Here is an 18,817-nt window from a genome sequence, read left to right as displayed (position 1 = left end):
GGCGTCTTATGCAGCCTTCAACGCCGCCTCCACAGCCAATTGCGTCCAACGCGTAAAATGGCGGGTTACCACGGGCAATCTATGCAGGACCGAGTTGCGCGGGCAGTCGCCATTCATCGCCTGCCGCGTCGCTTCTGCGTCCGCGCATAGTCGCCTTCGCCGGCTTGAAAAGGAATGGACCCTGATGTCGTCAGTTTTCTTCGATCGGGAACGGATTACAGAATGGCTGGGTGACCACACCGTCGCCAAGGCACGCTCAGTCGGCGCAGTCACGAAGGTGGAGTGGCGCGGCGACACGCTCAGCGGCAATGTACAAGGCACGCAACGCCAACCCTACCGCACGCGAGTGCGATTTCGTACCGATGGCGGTTCACCGTGGGCGCAGGGCGACTGCAGCTGCCCGGTCGGCCGCAACTGCAAGCATGTCGCCGCGCTGCTGCTCGCCGAGCTCGCGTATCACGACGAGATGGACCACATCACCAACGTCGACATCGGCGCCGACGAGCACTCGTCCGCCGGCTACCCGCAGACACCGTCCGGAACGGCAGTGCAGGCGCAGTCCGGCGTGCGCCCCGAGCTGGTTAGCTGGCTCGAGCGTTTTCGCGCGCGCGCCGAAGCCGCCGATGCGGTCGCCCAGAAGGCGGACGCAGCGCGCACCCAAACGCTGGCCTATCTCCTGAACTGGTCCAGGTTCCACATGCGCCATGAGGTGGTGTTGTACCGGGCGCGCTGCAAACCGGACGGCACGATTGTCGACATCGACGAGCCCTGGGGCAATGTGGAAGCGGCCCTGCTCAAGCAACCCAGATTCGTCTCCGACGAAGACCTGTCGATTCTGCGCGGCCTGTGGCTGGGGCGCTCGCGCGAGGACTTCGGCCAGTTCATTCTGCGCGGTACGAGCGGTGCGGAGATGCTGCAAAAGCTGATTGCCACGGGGCGCCTGTTCTTCGAGTTCAAACCGGCGCCGGGTCACGAGGGGCCGACTCCGCTGTCGCGCGGCGCCGAGCGGCCCGGGCGGATCGAATGGGAACCGCTGGCGGACGAACGCCTGCGGCCCGTGCTGTGCACCGAGCCGCGCGCCACCATGGTGTTGCCCACCGAGCCGGTCTGGTATGTAGACGGTGTCGCGAATGAAGCGGGCATCGTCGAGTCGTCGTTGCCGTTCCAGCAGTTGCCCGATTACCTCGCCATGCCGCCGATCTCGCTCGCCGAAGCGCCGCTCGTCGCCGCGGTGCTGCGCGAGATCGCGCCCGATCTGCCGCTGCCGCCCACGCAAGATGCGTCTTCGATCCGCGTGATCGACGTCGATCCGGTGCCGGTGCTTACGCTCAACAGCCATGCGCTGCCTTCGGCCGGTAAGACGGGGCCGCGCAAGTCAGAGGCCGTTGAACTGGCCGGCGTCAGCTTCGATTACGACGGCGTCAGCATCAACGTCGACAGCAGCGTCACGCTCGTGCCGATGCCGGGCGGTGACGTCATTCATATCCGCCGGCGCTACGAAGCCGAAAAGAAGCGCCTGCTCGAACTGCGCAAGACCGGATTGCAGAAAGTCCCGACCAGCCGCGTGTATGCATCGCGGCTTCTGCCCGACACGATGCTCGGTCTGCCCGATGCCGAATCCTGGTCCGCCTTCGTCAACGACGCGGTGCCTGATCTCGTGAGTAAAGGCTGGCGCGTGACGATGACGCCGACGTTCCGCTACAACGTCATCGAGATCGACGCGATCGACGGCACCGCGCATCAGGCAGGCGACGGCTGGTTCGATCTGGAAATGGGCATCCGCATCGGCGAGCGCAATGTGCGGCTCGAGCCGCTACTCGCCGATCTGTTCCGGCGCGACCGGCGCTGGCTTGGCGGCGCGCTCGAAACCATCGCCGACGACGAACCGATCGAGCTGAAGACCGACGAAAACAAGCGTCTGCGTCTGCGCGCCGACCGGTTGAAGCCGGTAGTGCGCGTGCTGGTCGACCTGTTCGACGCACTCGGCGGTGCGCTAGCCGACGGCGCGCCGCTGCGCGTGCCGTCCGTCGATGCGGGCCGGCTCGAAGCATTGAACAGCACCGGCCGCTGGCAATTTCAGGGCGACGACTCGATTCGCCAGTTGGCGCGGCGTCTACAGGCCGGCCCGGGCTTGCACGAGGTGCCGGTGCCGCGTGGCCTGAAGGCGGAACTGCGCGTGTATCAGCAGCAAGGCCTGAACTGGATGCAGTTCCTGCGCGAACACGATCTGGCCGGCGTGCTCGCCGACGATATGGGTCTCGGCAAGACCGTGCAGACGCTCGCGCACATCCTCGCGGAGAAAGAAGCCGGACGGCTCGACCGTCCCGCGCTGATCGTCGTGCCGACCACGCTCGTGCACAACTGGCGGGAGGAAGCGCGCCGCTTCGCCCCCGAACTGAAGGTGCTGATATTGAACGGCCCGCAGCGTAAGGAGCGTTTCGAGCAGATCGGCCAGCACGAACTGATTCTCACGACTTACGCGCTGCTGTGGCGCGATCAGAAGGTGCTCGCCGAGCACGACTATCATCTGCTGATCCTCGACGAGGCGCAGTACGTCAAGAATGCCTCTACCAAAGCGGCGCAGGCGATTCGCGGATTGCGCGCGCGGCATCGGCTGTGTTTGACGGGCACACCGCTGGAAAATCACCTCGGTGAGCTGTGGTCGCAGTTCGACTTTCTGTTGCCGGGCTTTCTCGGCAGTCAGAAAGACTTCACCAAACGCTGGCGCAATCCAATCGAGAAAAACGGTGACGGCGTGCGCCGCGCGCTGCTGGCGCGCCGCATCCGGCCGTTCATGCTGCGCCGTCGTAAGGACGAGGTCGCGAAGGAGTTGCCGGCCAAGACCACGATCGTATGTTCAGTCGATCTGGAAGGTGCACAGCGCGATCTATACGAAACCGTGCGTACGGCGATGCAGGAGAGGGTGCGCGCGGCGGTCAGCGCGCAGGGTCTCGCGCGCAGCCACATTATCGTGCTCGATGCCCTGTTGAAACTGCGACAGGTCTGCTGCGATCCGCGCCTCGTGCGAAAAATCAAGGTTGACGAGAATCAGGGTGAACCGGGCGAGAAGCGCTACAAAGCGGAAAAAACGGAACGAGCCGAAAAGGGCGCGCGCGTCATGCGTTCGGCCAAGCTCGATTTGCTCCTGTCGATGCTGCCTGAATTGATCGAGGAAGGACGGCGCGTGCTGTTGTTCTCGCAGTTCACCGGCATGTTGTCGCTGATCGCCGAAGCGATCGAGGAAGCTGCGATCCCCTATGTGATTCTGACCGGCGACACGACGGACCGCGTCACGCCGGTCGAGCGCTTCCAGCAGGGCGAAGTGCCGTTGTTCCTGATCAGTCTGAAGGCCGGCGGCGTGGGCCTGAATCTGACCGCGGCGGATACCGTGATTCACTACGACCCGTGGTGGAACCCCGCCGCCGAGAATCAGGCGACCGACCGCGCGCATCGGCTGGGGCAGGACAAGCCGGTGTTCGTCTACAAACTGATTGCCGCGGGCAGCATCGAGGAAAAGATCGTGGAGTTGCAGGAGCGGAAAGCGGGTCTCGCCGACAGCATTCTCTCCGAAGACGCCGCCGGCGCCGCCAAGTTCTCGGACGACGATCTCGACGCGCTATTCGCTCCGATGCCCGAGATTGAGAGCGGCAGATAAGCCAGTTGCGCAACGCGGATTCGAAAGGACCCTCTCAATCTCAATGTACGTCTGAGGCGGGCACTGCGCCTCAGACGCTGTGCGGGGCGAAAACGCCGTCGCCACAAGGATCCGGCCCCGCGATTGACGATCGGGTGGGAGTAGAATTCCCGCCAGGAAACATCATTCGCTAGTTGACTGACTATTAAAGCCCTGTTTTTTTTACAGGGCTTCATATTTTTTTTGAGCACTATTTTTGGAATTTCCCCATGGAAATTAAAGTCAACTTTCTCGATAAACTACGTCTTGAAGCCAGGTTCGATGACTTCACGGTAGTGGCCGACCAGCCTATCCGTTATAAAGGCGATGGCTCGGCGCCTGGTCCCTTCGATTATTTTCTGGCCTCATCGGCCTTGTGTGCAGCTTACTTTGTGAAGTTGTACTGCGTAACTCGCAATATTCCTACCGAAAATATCCGCCTGTCGCAGAATAATATTGTTGATCCGGAAAACCGCTACCAACAGATTTTCAAGATTCAGGTTGAGTTGCCGCCGGATATCTCTGCCAAAGACCGCCAGGGTATTTTGCGCTCCATCGACCGTTGTACGGTAAAAAAAGTGGTGCAAGCCGGACCCGAGTTTGTCATTGAAGAGGTCGAAAACCTGGATGCCGATGCTCAGTCCTTGCTGATGTCGAAGCCGGCTTCTGATACCAGCACCTATATTGTGGGTAAAGATTTGCCGTTGGAGCAAACCATTGCCAATATGTCGGGCGTTCTGGCGGCCTTGGGCATGAAGATTGAGATCGCTTCGTGGCGCAATATCGTTCCAAATGTGTGGTCGCTTCATATCCGCGATGCGCACTCGCCGATGTGTTTTACCAATGGCAAGGGAGCGACCAAAGAAAGCGCGTTGGCGTCGGCGTTGGGAGAGTTTATCGAGCGCCTGAATTGCAACCATTTCTATGGCGGCGCATTCTGGGGCGAAGACATCGCCAATGCGGCGTTCGTACATTACCCGAACGAGCGCTGGTTCAAGCCTGGCCGCAAGGATGCGCTGCCGGCTGAAATTCTGGATGCGTACTGCCTGGAAATTTATAATCCCGATGGCGAGTTGCATGGCTCGCATCTGTACGACACCAACTCCGGCAATGTGCAGCGCGGCATCTGTTCGCTGCCATTTGTGCGGCAGTCGGACGGCGAAGAGGTGTATTTTCCGTCCAACCTGATCGAAAACCTGTTCGTCAGCAATGGCATGAGTGCCGGTAATACGCTGGTCGAAGCGCAGGTGCAATGTCTGTCCGAGATTTTCGAACGGGCGGTAAAGCGCGAAATTCTGGAAGGTGAAATCGCATTGCCCGATGTGCCGCACGAAGTGCTGGCGAAATACCCTGGCATTCTGGCCGGGATTCAGGGATTGGAAGAGCAGGGCTTCCCGGTGCTGGTAAAGGATGCGTCGCTGGGTGGGACCTACCCGGTGATGTGCGTCACATTGATGAACCCGCGCACAGGCGGTGTCTTTGCCTCGTTCGGCGCACACCCGAGCTTCGAGGTGGCGTTGGAACGGAGCCTGACGGAATTGCTACAGGGGCGCAGTTTTGAAGGCCTGAATGATCTACCTCAGCCTACCTTTGTCAGCAACGCGGTGACTGAACCGAATAACTTTGTTGAGCACTTCATTGATTCCAGCGGTGTGGTGTCGTGGCGCTTTTTCAGCGCCAAAGCGAATTTCGAGTTTGTTGAGTGGGATTTTTCCGGCCATGGCGAAAACTCCAATGCCGATGAAGCCGCAAGCTTGTTCGGCATTCTCGAAGACATGGGCAAAGAGGTTTACACGGCGGTGTATGACCAACTGGGTGCCGTAGCTTGCCGGATTCTAGTGCCAGGTTATTCGGAAGTTTACCCGGTAGAGGATTTGATCTGGGATAACACAAACAAGGCACTGTTGTTCCGCGCCGATATTTTGAACTTGCATCGCCTGGACGATGCCGCCTTGGCAGCACTGCTTGAGCGGTTGGAGAACAGCGAGCTGGACGAGCACTCCGATATTGCCACTTTGATCGGCATCGAATTTGACGAGAACACGGACTGGGGGCAGCTAACAGTTCTCGAGTTGAAGCTGCTGATTCATCTCGCCTTGCAGCAATTTGAGGAGGCACAAGAACTGGTGGGAGCCTTCCTGCAGTACAACGACAACACGGTCGAGCGCGGATTGTTTTACCAGGCCTTGAATGTGGTGCTGGAGGTGCTGCTCGATGACGACCTGGAACTGGACGACTACGTGGTCAACTTCCGTCGGATGTTTGGCAACGCCCGGATGGACGCCGTAATGGGATCGGTAGACGGCAGCGTGCGCTTCTATGGCTTAACGCCAACGAGTATGAAGCTGGAGGGTCTCGATAGGCACCACCGCCTGATCGACAGCTATAAAAAATTGCATACGGCGCGGGCCAATGTGGCCGCTACAGCCAGTTAGCGTGACGAGTCATGGCGGGCTACATCCTCCTCGAGTACCTGCACTCATGAACGAGTGCAGCGACCTCGGGGCCCGTCAGTAAACGCTTGTCCGTGACACGCGCACCGTTGCGACTGCGGCCCTTGCTGCGCAACCGACCACGCATGATCTGGCGCCACCAGCCTGGCGTATTTTCGGGAAGCCGGGCGGCGTCGAGCGCGTAGTCCCACGCTGACCTAAGGTCCATCTTGATGCGGTTCGCATAGGTGGGGCGATCACGTAAGCTTTCCAGCAGATCGAAGGCCATCTTGCGGGGTGACAGTTTCAGAAAGCTTGTCCAGGATCGGTTCGATGTCTATCTGCGATCGCATCCTCAAATCGGTTTGACAGTATTTAAACGATTGTGTTGCGCCTTTTTCAGTAAGGATGTTGAGAGAAAGCTACGCTAGAACCGACGCAGGGCAGAACCAAAATCTAGGGCCCGCCTTCCGCGAATACTCCTTGATGCTTGCATGAGGAGGGCACTGTCAGGTTGATGGGGAGGCGGCGGTAGAATGAAGTGATGAAGAAAACGAAATCGCTTTATCACGGTCACCACTTCCCTGCCGTCGTCATCAGCTGCGCGGTTCGGTGGTATTTCCGGTTCAGCCTGAGCCTGCGCGACGTCGAAGAATTGTTGCTCGAGCGCGGTGTCGTGGTCACGTACGAAACGATCCGTTGCTGGTGCAACAAGTTCGGCGCTGAATTTGCCCGGTGCGCCAAAGCGGCGATGCCCAGGCCGGGCAGCATATGGCATCTGGACGAGATGTTCGTGACGTTGCGCGGCGGGCCGTATCTGTTGTGGCGAGCGGTCGACGAGCACGGTGCTGAGCTCGATGTGCTGGTGCAAAAGCGGCGCGATAAGGCCGCGGCAAAGCGCTTCTTCCGAAAGGTGCTGCGTTCAAACCCGGTGCCGCGCAAGATCGTGACCGACCAGTTGCGCAGCTATCCGGCGGGGAAGGCTGACATTCCTGAGCTCGCTCATGTGAAGCACGTTTTCGTCAAGGCGGCTGCACGTGTGAACAACCGTGCCGAGAACAGCCACCAGCCGACCCGCAGGCGCGAACGCCAGATGAGTGGCTTTCGCGACGCGCGTCGCACGCAAGCGTTTCTCTCATGTTTTGGCCCGATCCGGCAGTACTTTGCGTTGCCCAGACATCAGATGAACGCAGCATGTCATCGTGCCGTACTCCGGGAACGCTTCGCCACATGGCATGGTTGGACTGTCACTTTCGAATCTCAGAAAGTTATCTAATAAGGATAACCACGCTTGAGCCAAACAGGTAGTCTACAGCCGTCAACTTGACAAAGCCCATCAAGGGACACCCGGCTAATGCAACCGAACGACCCTGGACCTTTGACTAACGGCCGCTCGAAATATTGAAAAATGGCGTGTGCTCCCCGCAGTTTGCCTTCGGCTACACACCTATTGCCGCTGTGTCGGCAGAAACCATCTACAAAACCATGTAATCTTGCAAGTTACCCATCCGATTCAGGCGTTGAGTCAGAATAGTGGAAATACCTCTTACAGGAGAATCCGATGACGGTAGTACGATCGATTGCTGTCGTGATCGCTTTGGTGTTCGGCGGAGCCACTGTTGCCTACGCCCAGAGCACCACAGCACTGCTGTGCCAAGGGTCCGGATCGGTGCTTGAATCGCAGGTATCGAACGGCATGGAATACGACAACAAGACGCACAGCTATAACAAGAGCACGAATAGCTCAACCACGGGGCGTCGGCCTTTCAATGGTGCGGTGAACGTCGAAATCGCAGGCAATAGCGTGAGGATGCGGTTGCCGCACGAGATCATGCCGGGGATCAACAGCGCGCGTGACGGATGGTTCACGCTCAATGATGTCTTTGTCGGGGAGAGGGAGATTACCGGAACGCTCAAACTGAATACGGTCAACAGGGCTAAAGTCCGGATTGATCGAATGACGGGGCAACTGATCCTGGCTAGTGGGTTCGAGGATTTCGACGGCGCCTGCACCAAGGTCGATACAAACTCAGGACCAAAATTCTAGGCAACTATGCCGGACGCGAAGTGCGTGCCCGGCCCGACTGGGGCGGCCGTGACCTGGCCGGAAGATGCAGCGCTACAGATCCCGTGAGTCCGTTTCGTTCCGGTATAGCTAACACTCAACGATTTGTCGGGGTTGACCAACAGGGATACGGTAATTCCTGGGCGCCAGGCCTCAAAATATGATTCGCTGAATTTCTTGAGCCTGGCCTGTTTGCCGTTGATATAGACCGGCCCACCCCGATCAGCGTGCACCTCAAAATTTCCAGGACACACATAGTTAAGCATCGGGAGTTCAGCGTACGCAGCGGCCGAAATTGACAATCCGGCGAGTATGGCGAAGTGTTTCTTCATTGGACAACATCCTGGTAGACAGCGACGGTAAAGCGTGACACGTATCCGGTGCGGGGGCAAATCCACGAGGTTTGTTGCGACTGGCCCCTGCTGAAACGAAAAGCGAACCTACGCGCGCCAAGGCAAACATCGCCGCCGCGCATTAGAGAACGGAGCTATGCATGTAGGGTGCAGGCCCGGCGGCTTGCGGCGTCTGGCTGGTCAGCGGCGCGCAAGGCTGCGATCCAATCCGGTGCCACGTAAGATCGTTACCGACCAGTTGCGCAGTTATCCGGCGGCGAAGGCCGATATTCCTGAACTCGCTCAGGTAAAGCACGTCTTCGTCAAAGCGGCTGCTCGCGTGAACAACCACGCCGAGAATAATCACCGGCCAACCCGCAGGCGCGAACGCCAGATGTGAGGCTTTCGCGATGCCCGCCGCACGCAGGCGTTTCTCTCATGCTTCGGCCCGATCCGGCAGCATTTCGCGTTGCCCAGACGTCAGATGAACGTGGCATATCATCGTGCGGTACTCCAGGAACGCTTCGCCACATGGCATGGTTGGACTGTCACTGCCAAAGCCGAAAAAGTTATCTAATAAGGATCACTATGCTTGAGCCACACAGGCAGCCTACGCCCGTCAACTTGACAGAGCCCTGCAAAGTGATCAGCCGTGTGACCGGTGCGCAGGTACTTAAGATAAGGGCATACGCTTACCTACTTCTTACGCTAAGCCTTCTCACCTACCTGGGTTTGCGCGACGTATGTCTGATCACCCTATGCCGTATGTGTCTACGACAAGCCGGCATTGGAGTGAAGCGCGCGGCAGATGCCGCTTGAGCGCGAGATGTTGCCGGATCGGCCCAAAGCACGAGCGGAATTTCTGCGTGCGTTTCGGGACGCGAAAGCTCAACTGATAGTTTCAGCCGGGAAACGTTGACCGTGATACATCGATCTCGAGTTCTTCATCGCGGCATCTTACCCGGCCCGCCCAATAACCTGACCATGCCCAGCTGCCTGGTCAAGCTGGTTTTCCCACACACCGGGTTATTCCGTAGACAATTTTTCGACAATCTGCAAGAAACCGATATCTCGGCGCGGCACACGTCGCTAGTATGCATCCACTTCGTGCCGGCTCGGGTAACGGGTCGGGTTGCGGAATCGAATGGTGCGACTGGAGACTCGATGGCTCACAGCCCGATCACGGAAGAGAGGGGGGCGCGACGCTGGAGTCGATGCGTTTCAGTGGGCGCAACGATTTTGATGATGATGCTTGCGTACGGTCTTGCGAAACACTGGGCAGCGGCAACCTCAGATATCTTGGATCGACGTCATTTTTCTGTCGAGGTAGACCCGGGAGATACGTATCGTGAACACCCCGTGATCGCAATCCGGGAAGGCACGCCGCTGCATATCGAAGTTCGCTCGAAAGAAGCCGGCATTCTCATGGTTGACGAGATACCGGGCGCCGCGGCGGCATGCGCTTCTGGTACCCGTCAGTCGTTGGACATTTTTCCCCTCGGTATCACCGGACGCTTTTCCCTTCATTTTCATCGCCTGAGCGGCGCGGAAGTCAAAGTTGCAACGATCGAGATATATCCGGAACCGTGATCGCAACGCGAACTCGCCGGAACGGACTAAAAAATAAACAGGAGACGAAGATGCGATTGCCAGCTTTGGTAGCGACGGCCATGTCGCTTGCCGCGCTCGTCCTTTCCGGCTGCAGCGGCGGGGTAGACGAGACGTCGACGAGTACCCCGCCAGCTGTTTCCGTGTCGGACTACATTGTCCCGCGGGTTCCCAATTGCAGTACAGGCGATACGCCAGAGACGGCTCTGCAAGGCCAGGTTCCTGCCGCACTGCGTCAGACCGGATTCGGTGGCTTTAACTGCAACCTGAAGCTCGTGAGCCAGCTTCAGGGCGAGGGCGCATCGTGGTCCTCCGCAACCTACACCGACAGGCAGGGGCAGACATGCTTCTATCACTCTACGATGGGCGCAACCCAGATTTTCAATAATCCCGATGCGCCGCCTCGCGTGAATCCAGGCGTACCGGTGATCAACATCACCGACCCCGCCAAGCCGGTCCGGGTCAGTTCGTTGACGTCCATCGCGATGATCGACCCTTGGGAGTCGCTTCGTGTGAACGACGCGCGAGGTATCCTTGCGGCGGATAACGGAGTCGGGACCGGAGGAGGGCCGGAGGTTGACCTGTATGACGTTTCCACGGACTGCACGCGTCCCCAGTTGCTGGCGAGCGTGGCCGTCGGCACCGGCACAGATGGCGGCATCACCCCTGAGAATAAACCGATAGGTCACGAAGGTGGATTCTCTCCAGACGGCTTTACATATTACATCGGCAGCCCGACTTCAAGGTCCTACTATGCAGTCGACCTGACCGTGCCGACAAGGCCGAAGGTGATCTCCGCGATTAGCATGGCTGAACTGGGATTCGGCACCAGCCCTCATGGCCTGTCGGTGAGCAAAGACGGAACGCGTGCGTACTTCGTCGCTGCCGGAAACTTTGGGACGGCTCTGGGTTCCACTGCGCCACCGCTGAACAATGCGAACTCGACAGGAGACAACGGGTTCTTCGTGATCGATACCAGTGAGGTACAGGAGCGGCGTCCAAATGCACAGATGCGTTCGATCTCGACGGTACCGATCCGCAACGGTAGCGCGGCACAGCATACGATCCCTTTCCTCGTGAAGGGTAGGCCATACGTGGTCGAAGTAGACGAAGGCGGCTCCGGCGGCTTGCAGGATCCAGGCGCAGCTGGCGTGAAGGCCGCCTGCAGTGCAGGGATGACACCATTTCCGCTGGCACATATCTACGACATCTCCAATGAAGCTGCACCTACTCTTATCTCGGAGTTGCGGCTCGAAACGCACGCGGTTTCGAACTGCAGTAAGGTGATCCCCGATATCACGAGTCTTTCGACTTTCACATACGGTAGCCATTACTGCAGCGTCGACAACAGGGAAAATGCGACCGCGCTGGCCTGCAGTTACTTCAATTCCGGGCTGCGTGTTTTCGACATTCGCGACCCGTCGAAGCCTAAGGAGATCGCCTACTACAATCCGCCCGCCGCGAAGTCACCGGGTGCGGGCTCAGGGCATCTCATGTTCGCCCAGTACCGGCCAGGTGGTCCCGACTGGTGTAGCTCGCGCCTGGATTTCGACTTCGACCGTCATCTGTTGACGACGGCTTGCCAGGACAATGGTCTGCTAGTCATGTCGTTCGAGAACGGTGCATGGCCGTTTCCCGAAAGCACGAAGGCGACGGAAATCGGCAATTGAGAAGCGGGCGATCCGGATCGATCGCGTCATCACGCAACGGGTCGCCCATCAACAGGACGGATATGCAGAGCAACAGGCGTCGAAATCGATTCCTCGGGATGGGGGTGTTGCTGGTCAGCTTGGCCCATCCGGTCGCCGGTATGTGTTACGAATCCGACGTTCACTTCGGGCTCACGCTCTGGCTCGCGAAAGAAGCTGGTTACGAGCCCGGCGAGGCCGAAGCGATTGCGCTCGCAGATCAACGGATGGACGCAGGATCGATCGAATACATGACTTCACCGTTGCAGTTTGCGTGTCTGTCGCGCTTCCCACCCGATGCCGTAGACAGCCAGGTCGCGCATTATCCGAGCGCGGGCAGCGTTCCCGTCGACGCACGAAGCAGGCCGGTTGTTCCGGAGGGGGAAGCCGCAGTTTCCGCGATCGAGGCCGCGTTGCATCAGGCAGGCGGGAGCCACGCGGCGTTCATGCTCGGCGCGTTCGGGCGGTCGCTTCATTCGCTACAAGACTCGTGGGCGCATCGCGGTATTCCTTCGGTTCCCGACTGGAGCCGCTACGGAATCGCATGCGATTCCAGGCTGGCAATGGCCGCGCCAGTGGATCGAGCAACACCGTCGAGTCACGATGCCGAACTGACCGCGCTGTGGCCCGCCGATGCCTTAGATATGGCGAAGTCGACGTATGCGCAGCTTCAACGCTATCCGGGCATCAACGGACGGGCGAGGAACGCAGTACCTTGGGAAGCGGTGCAACAGGCGCTGCCCGGTTTCGTCGGCGCTCGTACGAAGAGTGAGAAGTCGCGCTGGTTTGCCGAGAATGGCATCGACGATACGTCGTTTCTTGACGGAACGAGTCTGCCCAACGGTCCTGCGTGGAAAGACGTCCGATGGAAAGGACGACGAGATATTCCGGCTCCTGTCAGCCCGGCGATGCAGTCAGGCATCGACAGGGGCCTCAGCGATTTTTACACTCGTTTCTTCACCGACTGGCTCACGACGTCACCCGTCGACAAGTGCTGGCTATCGGTGGTTGCCGCAGGAGGAAGCGCTGATTCTCGCGATTCACTCGTCAGCCAGCTCCTTGGATGGCGGTTGAGAGATCACGGCGAGTATCTGTCTATCGAGAGGAATAGCGGAGTGCCAATCAAACAGGCGCTCAAGGCTTCTCATGAACGCAAGTCGTTCGCGGTATTCAGTTCGTTGAACGATGCCGTACTGCCGCTTATCGTGGAAGGTGACAAACCGTCTCCGATCCTGCCGTTCATCGTGTTCCGGCTATCCACCTCGAAGGACGGACACAGGCGTGCTATCGCACTCGTCAAATTACTCGACTCTCCGTACGACACAGTTGGCATCGTCGCCGAGTAGCGCGACGAAGCGGGCTGGAAAGTTACGGCGCTTATCTCGTCGGCCGATTACTGATCGGGAACATGAAAAACCCGAAAATTACCGGATACGTGACGCACGCGCAGGGCGATCGCACACACCGCGTTTCATTCCGGATGTATTGTGCAAGAAAATCGTGGACCACCCTGTTCATGGTGACCGGCGTGTGTTGGCCGGGTGGGGCTGGCGCACACGCCTGGAACATTCCGTATTACCTTCCAGTTCCGTTGTGGCTCTATGCCTATGCGTCCGCAGGCACGCTGATCCTTTCGTTTGCGATTCTCTCGCTGGCGTCGGGGCAATCGTTTTCTCTGCGAGCCTCGCGAGTAGAGGGGCCTCACCGAGAATGGCGCATACCAATAGCGATTTTCAGCGCGATCCAGGTCGTGTGCAGCCTCTTTCTCGTTTTCCTTGCGATTTCCGGTATCGCGGGGGCGCAAAACCCGTTTCAAAATATCGGCATGACTGGGTTCTGGATCTGGTTCTATCTGGGTTCTCTCTACCTCAGTGCGGTACTGGGGGACTTCTACGCGTTCGTCAATCCGTTTGAGATGGTTTTGCGGATCGTCGCGCGATATTGCCCGAGCATTGATACCGGCTGGTTTCGCTACCCCCTACGTGTTGCCTACTATCCCGCGCTCATCGGGTACGTCGTACTGATTGCGTTGGAGTTATTCGGCTCTGGCACCCCAAGCGATGTCAGTCTCTTTCTAGGCGCCTACCTGGCATACGCGTTGATCGGATCGCTGTGCTTCGGGCGAGCCGTGTGGAGCGAGTACTTTGATACTCTCGGTATGTTGTGCCGGCTTTGCGCGATGCTTTCGGCTTTGGCGTGGACCACGCGATCGGATAGAACGGTTGGGATCCGATTCAGAAGACCGCTCGCGGAAATCGCGTCGGGCGCAACCCGTCCTGCGAGCGTCGTGGTCTTTCTCTCCTTCATGCTTTCGTCGACGGCGTTCGATGGCTTACGCGACACGGCACCGTGGAGCGCATTTTTCTGGCGCCATATCTATACGCACATCGTCGATCACTGGCCGGCGCTCGCGAAGGATTACGCGCTGTCCGCGAATCTTTTCCTCGGCTGGCAATGGACGATGTTTGTGGTAACGGGCGCGGTTTACTATCTGGTGTTTATGGGATTTTGCTGGCTCAGCGCAGCGGTCTCGCGAACCTCGCTCGATGGCGCATCGCTTGCGCGCCAGTTTTGTCTGGCGCTATTGCCGATCGCATTCTTCTATAACGTCTGTCATTACTTCACGCTCTTTCTGAATCAGGGCCGGCAGGTGCTCCTGCTGGCATCCGATCCGCTCGGGCGAGGCTGGCATCTGTTTCAGGTGCCGCCGGCTGCGTACCCGGGAACACAGCCGCCCGTCAACATGAGCCTCGTCTGGCACGCACAGGTGTTCTTCATTCTGCTGGGCCATTTGCTGAGTGTATACATTGCCCATGCGATCGCCCTGCGGAACCGCGACCTGGCAAGAACCGTGATGATCAATCAATTGCCGTTGCTCGTGTTGACAATCGGTTTGACGATCAGCGGTCTATGGATATTGTCTCTTCCTCTCGCGTAGCGATTGCCGGACGCGGTTTCAGTTCGGAAGGTGACACGTCCCAGCGTTTGCGGAAGGCGGCCGAGAAATGACTGACACTCGAAAAGCCGCAGTCGAGCGCGACCTCCGTGACGCCACGTCGACCTTGCGTGATAAGGTCGCGCGCGACGTGCAAGCGTTTCTCGACAATGTACTGATGAGGCGATAGTCCTTTGCACTTCTTGAAGCTTCGGATGAACGAGCAAAGATCGCCAGGGTAGTCGATCGCATCGACGAGCGTCTGTAGTGTCAACCGTTCACGGAAGTTGTCTTGAATATACTCGACCGCTTTTTCCATCAGTGTCGACTGAACATATTGTCTAGGCTGGCGCCCCGACTCGAGAAACTGCATCCGGTGAACGGCGGCAGCGCCGAGCGCTTCTGCGTATGTCGGTCCCAAAGGGGTACCCGTGACGGCGTCCTGATGAATGCTTCTGACGATCTGCATGAGCAGGTCGTCGCATATACCGAAGCGCGGCGCAATCGATGTGGCCGCGAGGCTTTCCTTCAGGCCACACTTATCGAGCCACGAAGGGTCGAAGTAAATCGTCAGCCACTCGATGTCCTCTGACCATCTGATCGAGAACAGGAAGTCGGGTGAGGTGTACGACAGCGGCCCCCGTAGCGATTTCGAGACCCATCCCGTGCCATCCAGCCGAACCTGGAGCGCCTTCGGTGGCTGCAGAAACATGGCGAGGGAGACGCATGTAGTCTCCAGATCGGTGACCTCCGACGCGCAGGCGATGTAGTGTTCGATGGTGACCGCTACGCCCGTGGGGCCGATTGGGCGTTTCTTCCACTCCGCAGGGGGGAGCCAGATATCGCGGCGGCCGCCGGGGCCTATTGTATGCAAAGGGCCTGGAGTCGACGGATAGGTCATGTCTGCCTCATTCGTCTCGTGTGTTGAGAGAATTCAATGAAATGACGCGCTGTCGGTGCTGTGGCAGCGGGGACATACTAACCTTAGGCCTTGACTCTTACTTGATACTTACTCGAAGCCTATTGCGCTTGTGATCACGACCAATTTATACGGCTGTTGCTGACGGATGGCAGCTACGAGGCGGCTCGCGATGCGCTCGCACGATTCACTGGCACGAAGAACATTCTCAGGACGCCAGAGCGAGGCTGAATCACCAATTGACGGAGGCGGCGCAGACAGGCATCCAGGGCTCTGTCAAGTTGAAGGGCGTAGGCTGCCTGTGTGGCTCAAGAATAGTGATCCTTATTAGATAACTTTTTCGGCTTCGGCAGTGACAGTCCAACCATGCCATGTGGCGAAGCGTTCCTGGAGTACCGCACGATGATATGCCACGTTCATCTGATGTCTGGGTAACGCGAAGTGCTGTCGGATCGGGCCGAATCATGATGAATAAGTAGTCTTTACCATTGCAGAATTTGTTCGCCTCGTCGACCTTATCGCGACAAAACCGTCTGCAACGCGCGGCTTCAGTCTTCCGCGTGGACGACGCCTTTAACATTGGCGCCGGGTGACGGTGAGTCCTTCGTGCGAACTACCTTGTCGCCCGGAACGAGATCGGACCGGTCAGTGCCATTAGCAGCCAGTCGAACAGTTTCGTGATTCTCAGAGGGCGCAACTTTGATCACCTGTCCGAAATCGTCCGCAACAAACTCGAAGCTTTTCCGGGCGTCAGCGTGGACGGCTGACAGCGGCCGTGTGCTGACCGGAGTTTCCGCGCAGCGCCGAACTCGTCGACTGCGTATTCGCGGAGACCCCTGGTGCACCGAGTTCATCCAGTGGCGTACGATACGTCTCTCGCGCAGTCCAGGCAGCGAGCGCCGCGAGGCCAGTAATCGCGAGCGTCGCGGTACCGATCACAAGCGGGATATCTTTCGATCCGGGCGGAGCGATCGCGGCGAACAGCGAGGGCAGCAGCGCCGTTAACGCCATCCCGATGTTCTGTCCGATCGACATAGCCGACACTCGTGTACGCGTGGGGAACAATTCGGGCATGAAACTCGGAAACACCGCATTGAATCCTTGATAGATCACACCCCACATCAGAACCGACGTGACAATCGCAACCGGTGCATTTCTCGCACTGATTGCGTACAGATACACGTACGACAGCAACCCTGCGCCGACCGAGCCGACGATCACTGGAATCCGCCGTCCGATCCGGTCGGACAGTTTGCCGACAAACGGAATCACGAGCACGGCAACGAGGTTGCCGACGAGCGGAATCACGAGATACGTGTTCGCGTGAAAGCCGATCCCGTACGACGGTTGCACCGCGTACGCGGCACCGAAGATCGTTGCCACCATCGCGATCACCGCGGCAAGCGCCATGATTGCGATCCGCACGATATCTCGCCAGTTCTCGCGCAGCGCGACTGCGATCGGCGATGCGGGCACGCCGCCGTTCGAATCCGCCTGGATGAATGCCGGCGATTCTGACACCTTGCGGCGAATCACGAAGCCGGCAGCGAGCACGAGCGCGCTAAGCAGGAACGGAATACGCCAGCCCCATGACGCGAACTGGTCAGCCGGCATGTAATAGGCGAGTGGCATGAAAATCGCAGCGGCGAAGATTTGACCGGCTTGCGTGCCCTGCAACGCAAAGCTGGCGTAAAACCCGCGCCGGCCGAACGGCGCCTGTTCGAGAATCATCGAGCTGGCACCGGAGATTTCGCCGGCCACCGCAAAGCCCTGGATCAGGCGTAGCACGACGAGGGCGATCGGTGCGAGAACGCCGACCTGATGGTATGTCGGCAATAGCCCGACAACGAACGTCGAGACGCCCATCAGGAACATACACAGCAATAGCAGATGCTTGCGCCCGTGCGTGTCGCCGCGTCGCCCAAGCACGAAGCCGCCGATCGGCCGGGCGACGTAACCGACACCATAGGTCGCAAGAGACGCGACAATCGCCAGCTTCGGGTTGCCAGCCGGGAAGAACAGCTGCGGAAAAACCATCGCCGCTGCCTGCGCGTAGATGAAGAAATCGTAGTACTCGAGTGCCGAGCCGATCCAGCCGCTGGCAGTTGCGCGCCGGGTCTGCTGTGCAGACGGATTCTGTGCTTCGTTGTGAGTTGGCATCGTTGTGTCTCCTGATTGGTCTTGATGTGCTGCTATGGCGAACAGAACCGCCGTGGCGGCCTCCCGCGCGTTGCCGCTGCATTGCGAAGTGCCATTCGGTCCTGGCGCCGAATCGTGCATGCGTCGTGCGATGTGAGTGAGCCGTCGACGATCAGGCTTCCAGCGGCATCATGTTCATGAACGCGCCGAGGTTGCCGAATTGCGCCAACGCCATCTCGGCACCGGTCTGGATCCGGCAGCCTGCGTCGCGCGCGACCTCGAGAAACCGCGTGATATCGGGCGAGGTGACGACGTCCGCGACAAGGATGCCGGCACTCAGCGTCGCCATCTGTTCTGACGGCAGTGGCAATGTTTCATTGCCGGTCATGCCGACAGGCGAGGCATTGACGACGAGATCGAATGACGCCAGCGATTCGAAATCCGAGCCGGTCGCGACGCCCGGGTAGTGCGTCGCCAATAAGGCGCGCAACCGCTGCGTGCGCGAGGCGTTCAGGTCCGTCAACGTGATCGCCGTGGCGCCATGTTCGCAGAGTGACCACGCGATCGCGCTGCCGGCGCCGCCGGCGCCGATCACCAGCGCGTGCGTGCCTTTCGGCTCGAAGCCGTGACCGTGTGCGGCGTTCATGAAGCCATCGCCATCGACCATGTCGCCAATCAGCGTGCCGTCAGCTTCGCGGCGAATAACATTCACGCAGCCGAGCGCATGGGCCCGATCACTCAGCAGGTCAATGCGCGTGGCCATGTCCTGCTTGTACGGCACGGTGACAACGCAGCCGCGCAGATTGCGCCATGCGCGCATCGCCTCGATGAACTGATCCAGCGACCCGCATTCGAGATCAATCGGAATCATCGAAGCGTCCTTCCCATGCCGTTCGAACCAGACATTGAAGTTATGCGGCGATTTCACCTGCGCGATAGGAGACCCTACGATGGCCAATAGTTCGGTCGTGCCGCTGATCATGAATTGCACCGGATAACGTTGTAAGCGAGCGCCGATGATGCGAC

Annotated in this window: 12 protein-coding genes and 3 pseudogenes; 9 read left to right on the top strand and 6 right to left on the bottom strand. The window is 58.9% G+C overall.

The genetic code is table 11. The features are described from left to right. Positions 1-184 precede the first annotated feature (184 nt). The 4 genes from PQR40_RS16195 to PQR40_RS16180 all read left to right on the top strand — a co-directional run bounded on the left by PQR40_RS16195 (position 185) and on the right by PQR40_RS16180 (position 8,152). On the top strand, positions 185-3,655 hold the full coding sequence (locus tag PQR40_RS16195; protein WP_408338576.1) for a DEAD/DEAH box helicase: 3,471 nt from the start codon (positions 185-187) through the stop codon (positions 3,653-3,655). Positions 3,656-3,903: 248 nt separating this feature from the next. Continuing rightward, positions 3,904-6,108 carry an OsmC domain/YcaO domain-containing protein gene (locus PQR40_RS16190; protein ID WP_408338574.1) on the top strand — a complete coding sequence of 735 codons (2,205 nt, stop codon included), beginning with the start codon at positions 3,904-3,906 and terminating at the stop codon, positions 6,106-6,108. 541 nt (positions 6,109-6,649) lie between these two features. After that, positions 6,650-7,381, top strand: a complete 732-nt coding sequence (locus PQR40_RS16185; protein ID WP_408509396.1) for an IS6 family transposase — start codon at positions 6,650-6,652, stop codon at positions 7,379-7,381. A 285-nt stretch (positions 7,382-7,666) separates the two neighbouring features. Continuing rightward, complete coding sequence (locus tag PQR40_RS16180; RefSeq protein ID WP_408340194.1) at positions 7,667-8,152, top strand: hypothetical protein; 486 nt, start codon at positions 7,667-7,669, stop codon at positions 8,150-8,152. Here PQR40_RS16180 and PQR40_RS16175 read toward each other — a convergent pair. Continuing rightward, complete coding sequence (locus PQR40_RS16175) at positions 8,149-8,502, bottom strand: hypothetical protein (RefSeq protein ID WP_408236326.1); 354 nt, start codon at positions 8,500-8,502, stop codon at positions 8,149-8,151. The two genes, PQR40_RS16180 and PQR40_RS16175, sit on opposite strands and share 4 nt — an antisense overlap. A gap of 217 nt (positions 8,503-8,719) precedes the next feature. Here PQR40_RS16175 and PQR40_RS16170 point away from each other — a divergent pair. Next, positions 8,720-9,079, top strand: a pseudogene (locus tag PQR40_RS16170) (DDE-type integrase/transposase/recombinase); the annotation flags it as partial. A gap of 174 nt (positions 9,080-9,253) precedes the next feature. Here PQR40_RS16170 and PQR40_RS16165 read toward each other — a convergent pair. After that, positions 9,254-9,388 (bottom strand): annotated as a pseudogene (locus PQR40_RS16165) (IS6 family transposase); the annotation flags it as partial. A gap of 278 nt (positions 9,389-9,666) precedes the next feature. Here PQR40_RS16165 and PQR40_RS16160 point away from each other — a divergent pair. From PQR40_RS16160 to PQR40_RS16145, 4 genes are all read left to right on the top strand, one after another. Then, complete coding sequence (locus tag PQR40_RS16160) at positions 9,667-10,092, top strand: hypothetical protein (protein ID WP_408509395.1); 426 nt, start codon at positions 9,667-9,669, stop codon at positions 10,090-10,092. Positions 10,093-10,142: 50 nt separating this feature from the next. Continuing rightward, positions 10,143-11,780, top strand: coding sequence for an LVIVD repeat-containing protein (locus tag PQR40_RS16155; protein ID WP_408236332.1), 1,638 nt, complete (start codon positions 10,143-10,145; stop codon positions 11,778-11,780). Further along, positions 11,690-13,144, top strand: coding sequence for a hypothetical protein (locus PQR40_RS16150; protein WP_408509394.1), 1,455 nt, complete (start codon positions 11,690-11,692; stop codon positions 13,142-13,144). The genes PQR40_RS16155 and PQR40_RS16150 overlap by 91 nt, the downstream gene beginning before the upstream one ends. Positions 13,145-13,206: 62 nt before the next feature. Continuing rightward, the gene (locus PQR40_RS16145; RefSeq protein ID WP_408236337.1) at positions 13,207-14,736 is read left to right on the top strand and encodes a hypothetical protein; all 1,530 of its coding nucleotides are present in this window, start codon (positions 13,207-13,209) and stop codon (positions 14,734-14,736) included. Here PQR40_RS16145 and PQR40_RS16140 read toward each other — a convergent pair. The 4 genes and pseudogenes from PQR40_RS16140 to PQR40_RS16130 all read right to left on the bottom strand — a co-directional run bounded on the left by PQR40_RS16140 (position 14,699) and on the right by PQR40_RS16130 (position 18,773). Then, positions 14,699-15,634, bottom strand: coding sequence for a helix-turn-helix domain-containing protein (locus PQR40_RS16140; RefSeq protein WP_408236340.1), 936 nt, complete (start codon positions 15,632-15,634; stop codon positions 14,699-14,701). The genes PQR40_RS16145 and PQR40_RS16140 overlap by 38 nt on opposite strands. Before the next feature lie 345 nt (positions 15,635-15,979). Then, positions 15,980-16,114 (bottom strand): annotated as a pseudogene (locus tag PQR40_RS39075) (IS6 family transposase); the annotation flags it as partial. A 288-nt stretch (positions 16,115-16,402) separates the two neighbouring features. Beyond that, a complete protein-coding gene (locus PQR40_RS16135) occupies positions 16,403-17,812 on the bottom strand; it encodes an MFS transporter (RefSeq protein ID WP_408509393.1) in 1,410 nt (469 codons plus the stop codon). Between the two features lie 151 nt (positions 17,813-17,963). Beyond that, positions 17,964-18,773, bottom strand: a complete 810-nt coding sequence (locus PQR40_RS16130) for a shikimate dehydrogenase family protein (protein ID WP_408236346.1) — start codon at positions 18,771-18,773, stop codon at positions 17,964-17,966. Positions 18,774-18,817 lie beyond the last annotated feature (44 nt).

The sequence above is a fragment of the Paraburkholderia sediminicola genome, from assembly GCF_046026855.1.
Lineage (GTDB): Bacteria > Pseudomonadota > Gammaproteobacteria > Burkholderiales > Burkholderiaceae > Paraburkholderia > Paraburkholderia sediminicola_A.
This window is presented reverse-complemented; position numbering and strand designations above follow the sequence as displayed.

What these genes read in the sequence shown, in the direction of transcription:
- PQR40_RS16180 (WP_408340194.1), top strand. Translation starts at nt 7,667, where the DNA reads ATGACGGTAGTACGATCGATTGCTGTCGTGATCGCTTTGGTGTTCGGC.
- PQR40_RS16185 (WP_408509396.1), top strand. Translation starts at nt 6,650, where the DNA reads ATGAAGAAAACGAAATCGCTTTATCACGGTCACCACTTCCCTGCCGTC.
- PQR40_RS16160 (WP_408509395.1), top strand. Translation starts at nt 9,667, where the DNA reads ATGGCTCACAGCCCGATCACGGAAGAGAGGGGGGCGCGACGCTGGAGT.
- PQR40_RS16145 (WP_408236337.1), top strand. Translation starts at nt 13,207, where the DNA reads ATGAAAAACCCGAAAATTACCGGATACGTGACGCACGCGCAGGGCGAT.
- PQR40_RS16195 (WP_408338576.1), top strand. Translation starts at nt 185, where the DNA reads ATGTCGTCAGTTTTCTTCGATCGGGAACGGATTACAGAATGGCTGGGT.
- PQR40_RS16135 (WP_408509393.1), bottom strand. Translation starts at nt 17,812, where the DNA reads ATGCCAACTCACAACGAAGCACAGAATCCGTCTGCACAGCAGACCCGG.
- PQR40_RS16140 (WP_408236340.1), bottom strand. Translation starts at nt 15,634, where the DNA reads ATGACCTATCCGTCGACTCCAGGCCCTTTGCATACAATAGGCCCCGGC.
- PQR40_RS16155 (WP_408236332.1), top strand. Translation starts at nt 10,143, where the DNA reads ATGCGATTGCCAGCTTTGGTAGCGACGGCCATGTCGCTTGCCGCGCTC.
- PQR40_RS16175 (WP_408236326.1), bottom strand. Translation starts at nt 8,502, where the DNA reads ATGAAGAAACACTTCGCCATACTCGCCGGATTGTCAATTTCGGCCGCT.
- PQR40_RS16190 (WP_408338574.1), top strand. Translation starts at nt 3,904, where the DNA reads ATGGAAATTAAAGTCAACTTTCTCGATAAACTACGTCTTGAAGCCAGG.
- PQR40_RS16130 (WP_408236346.1), bottom strand. Translation starts at nt 18,773, where the DNA reads ATGATCAGCGGCACGACCGAACTATTGGCCATCGTAGGGTCTCCTATC.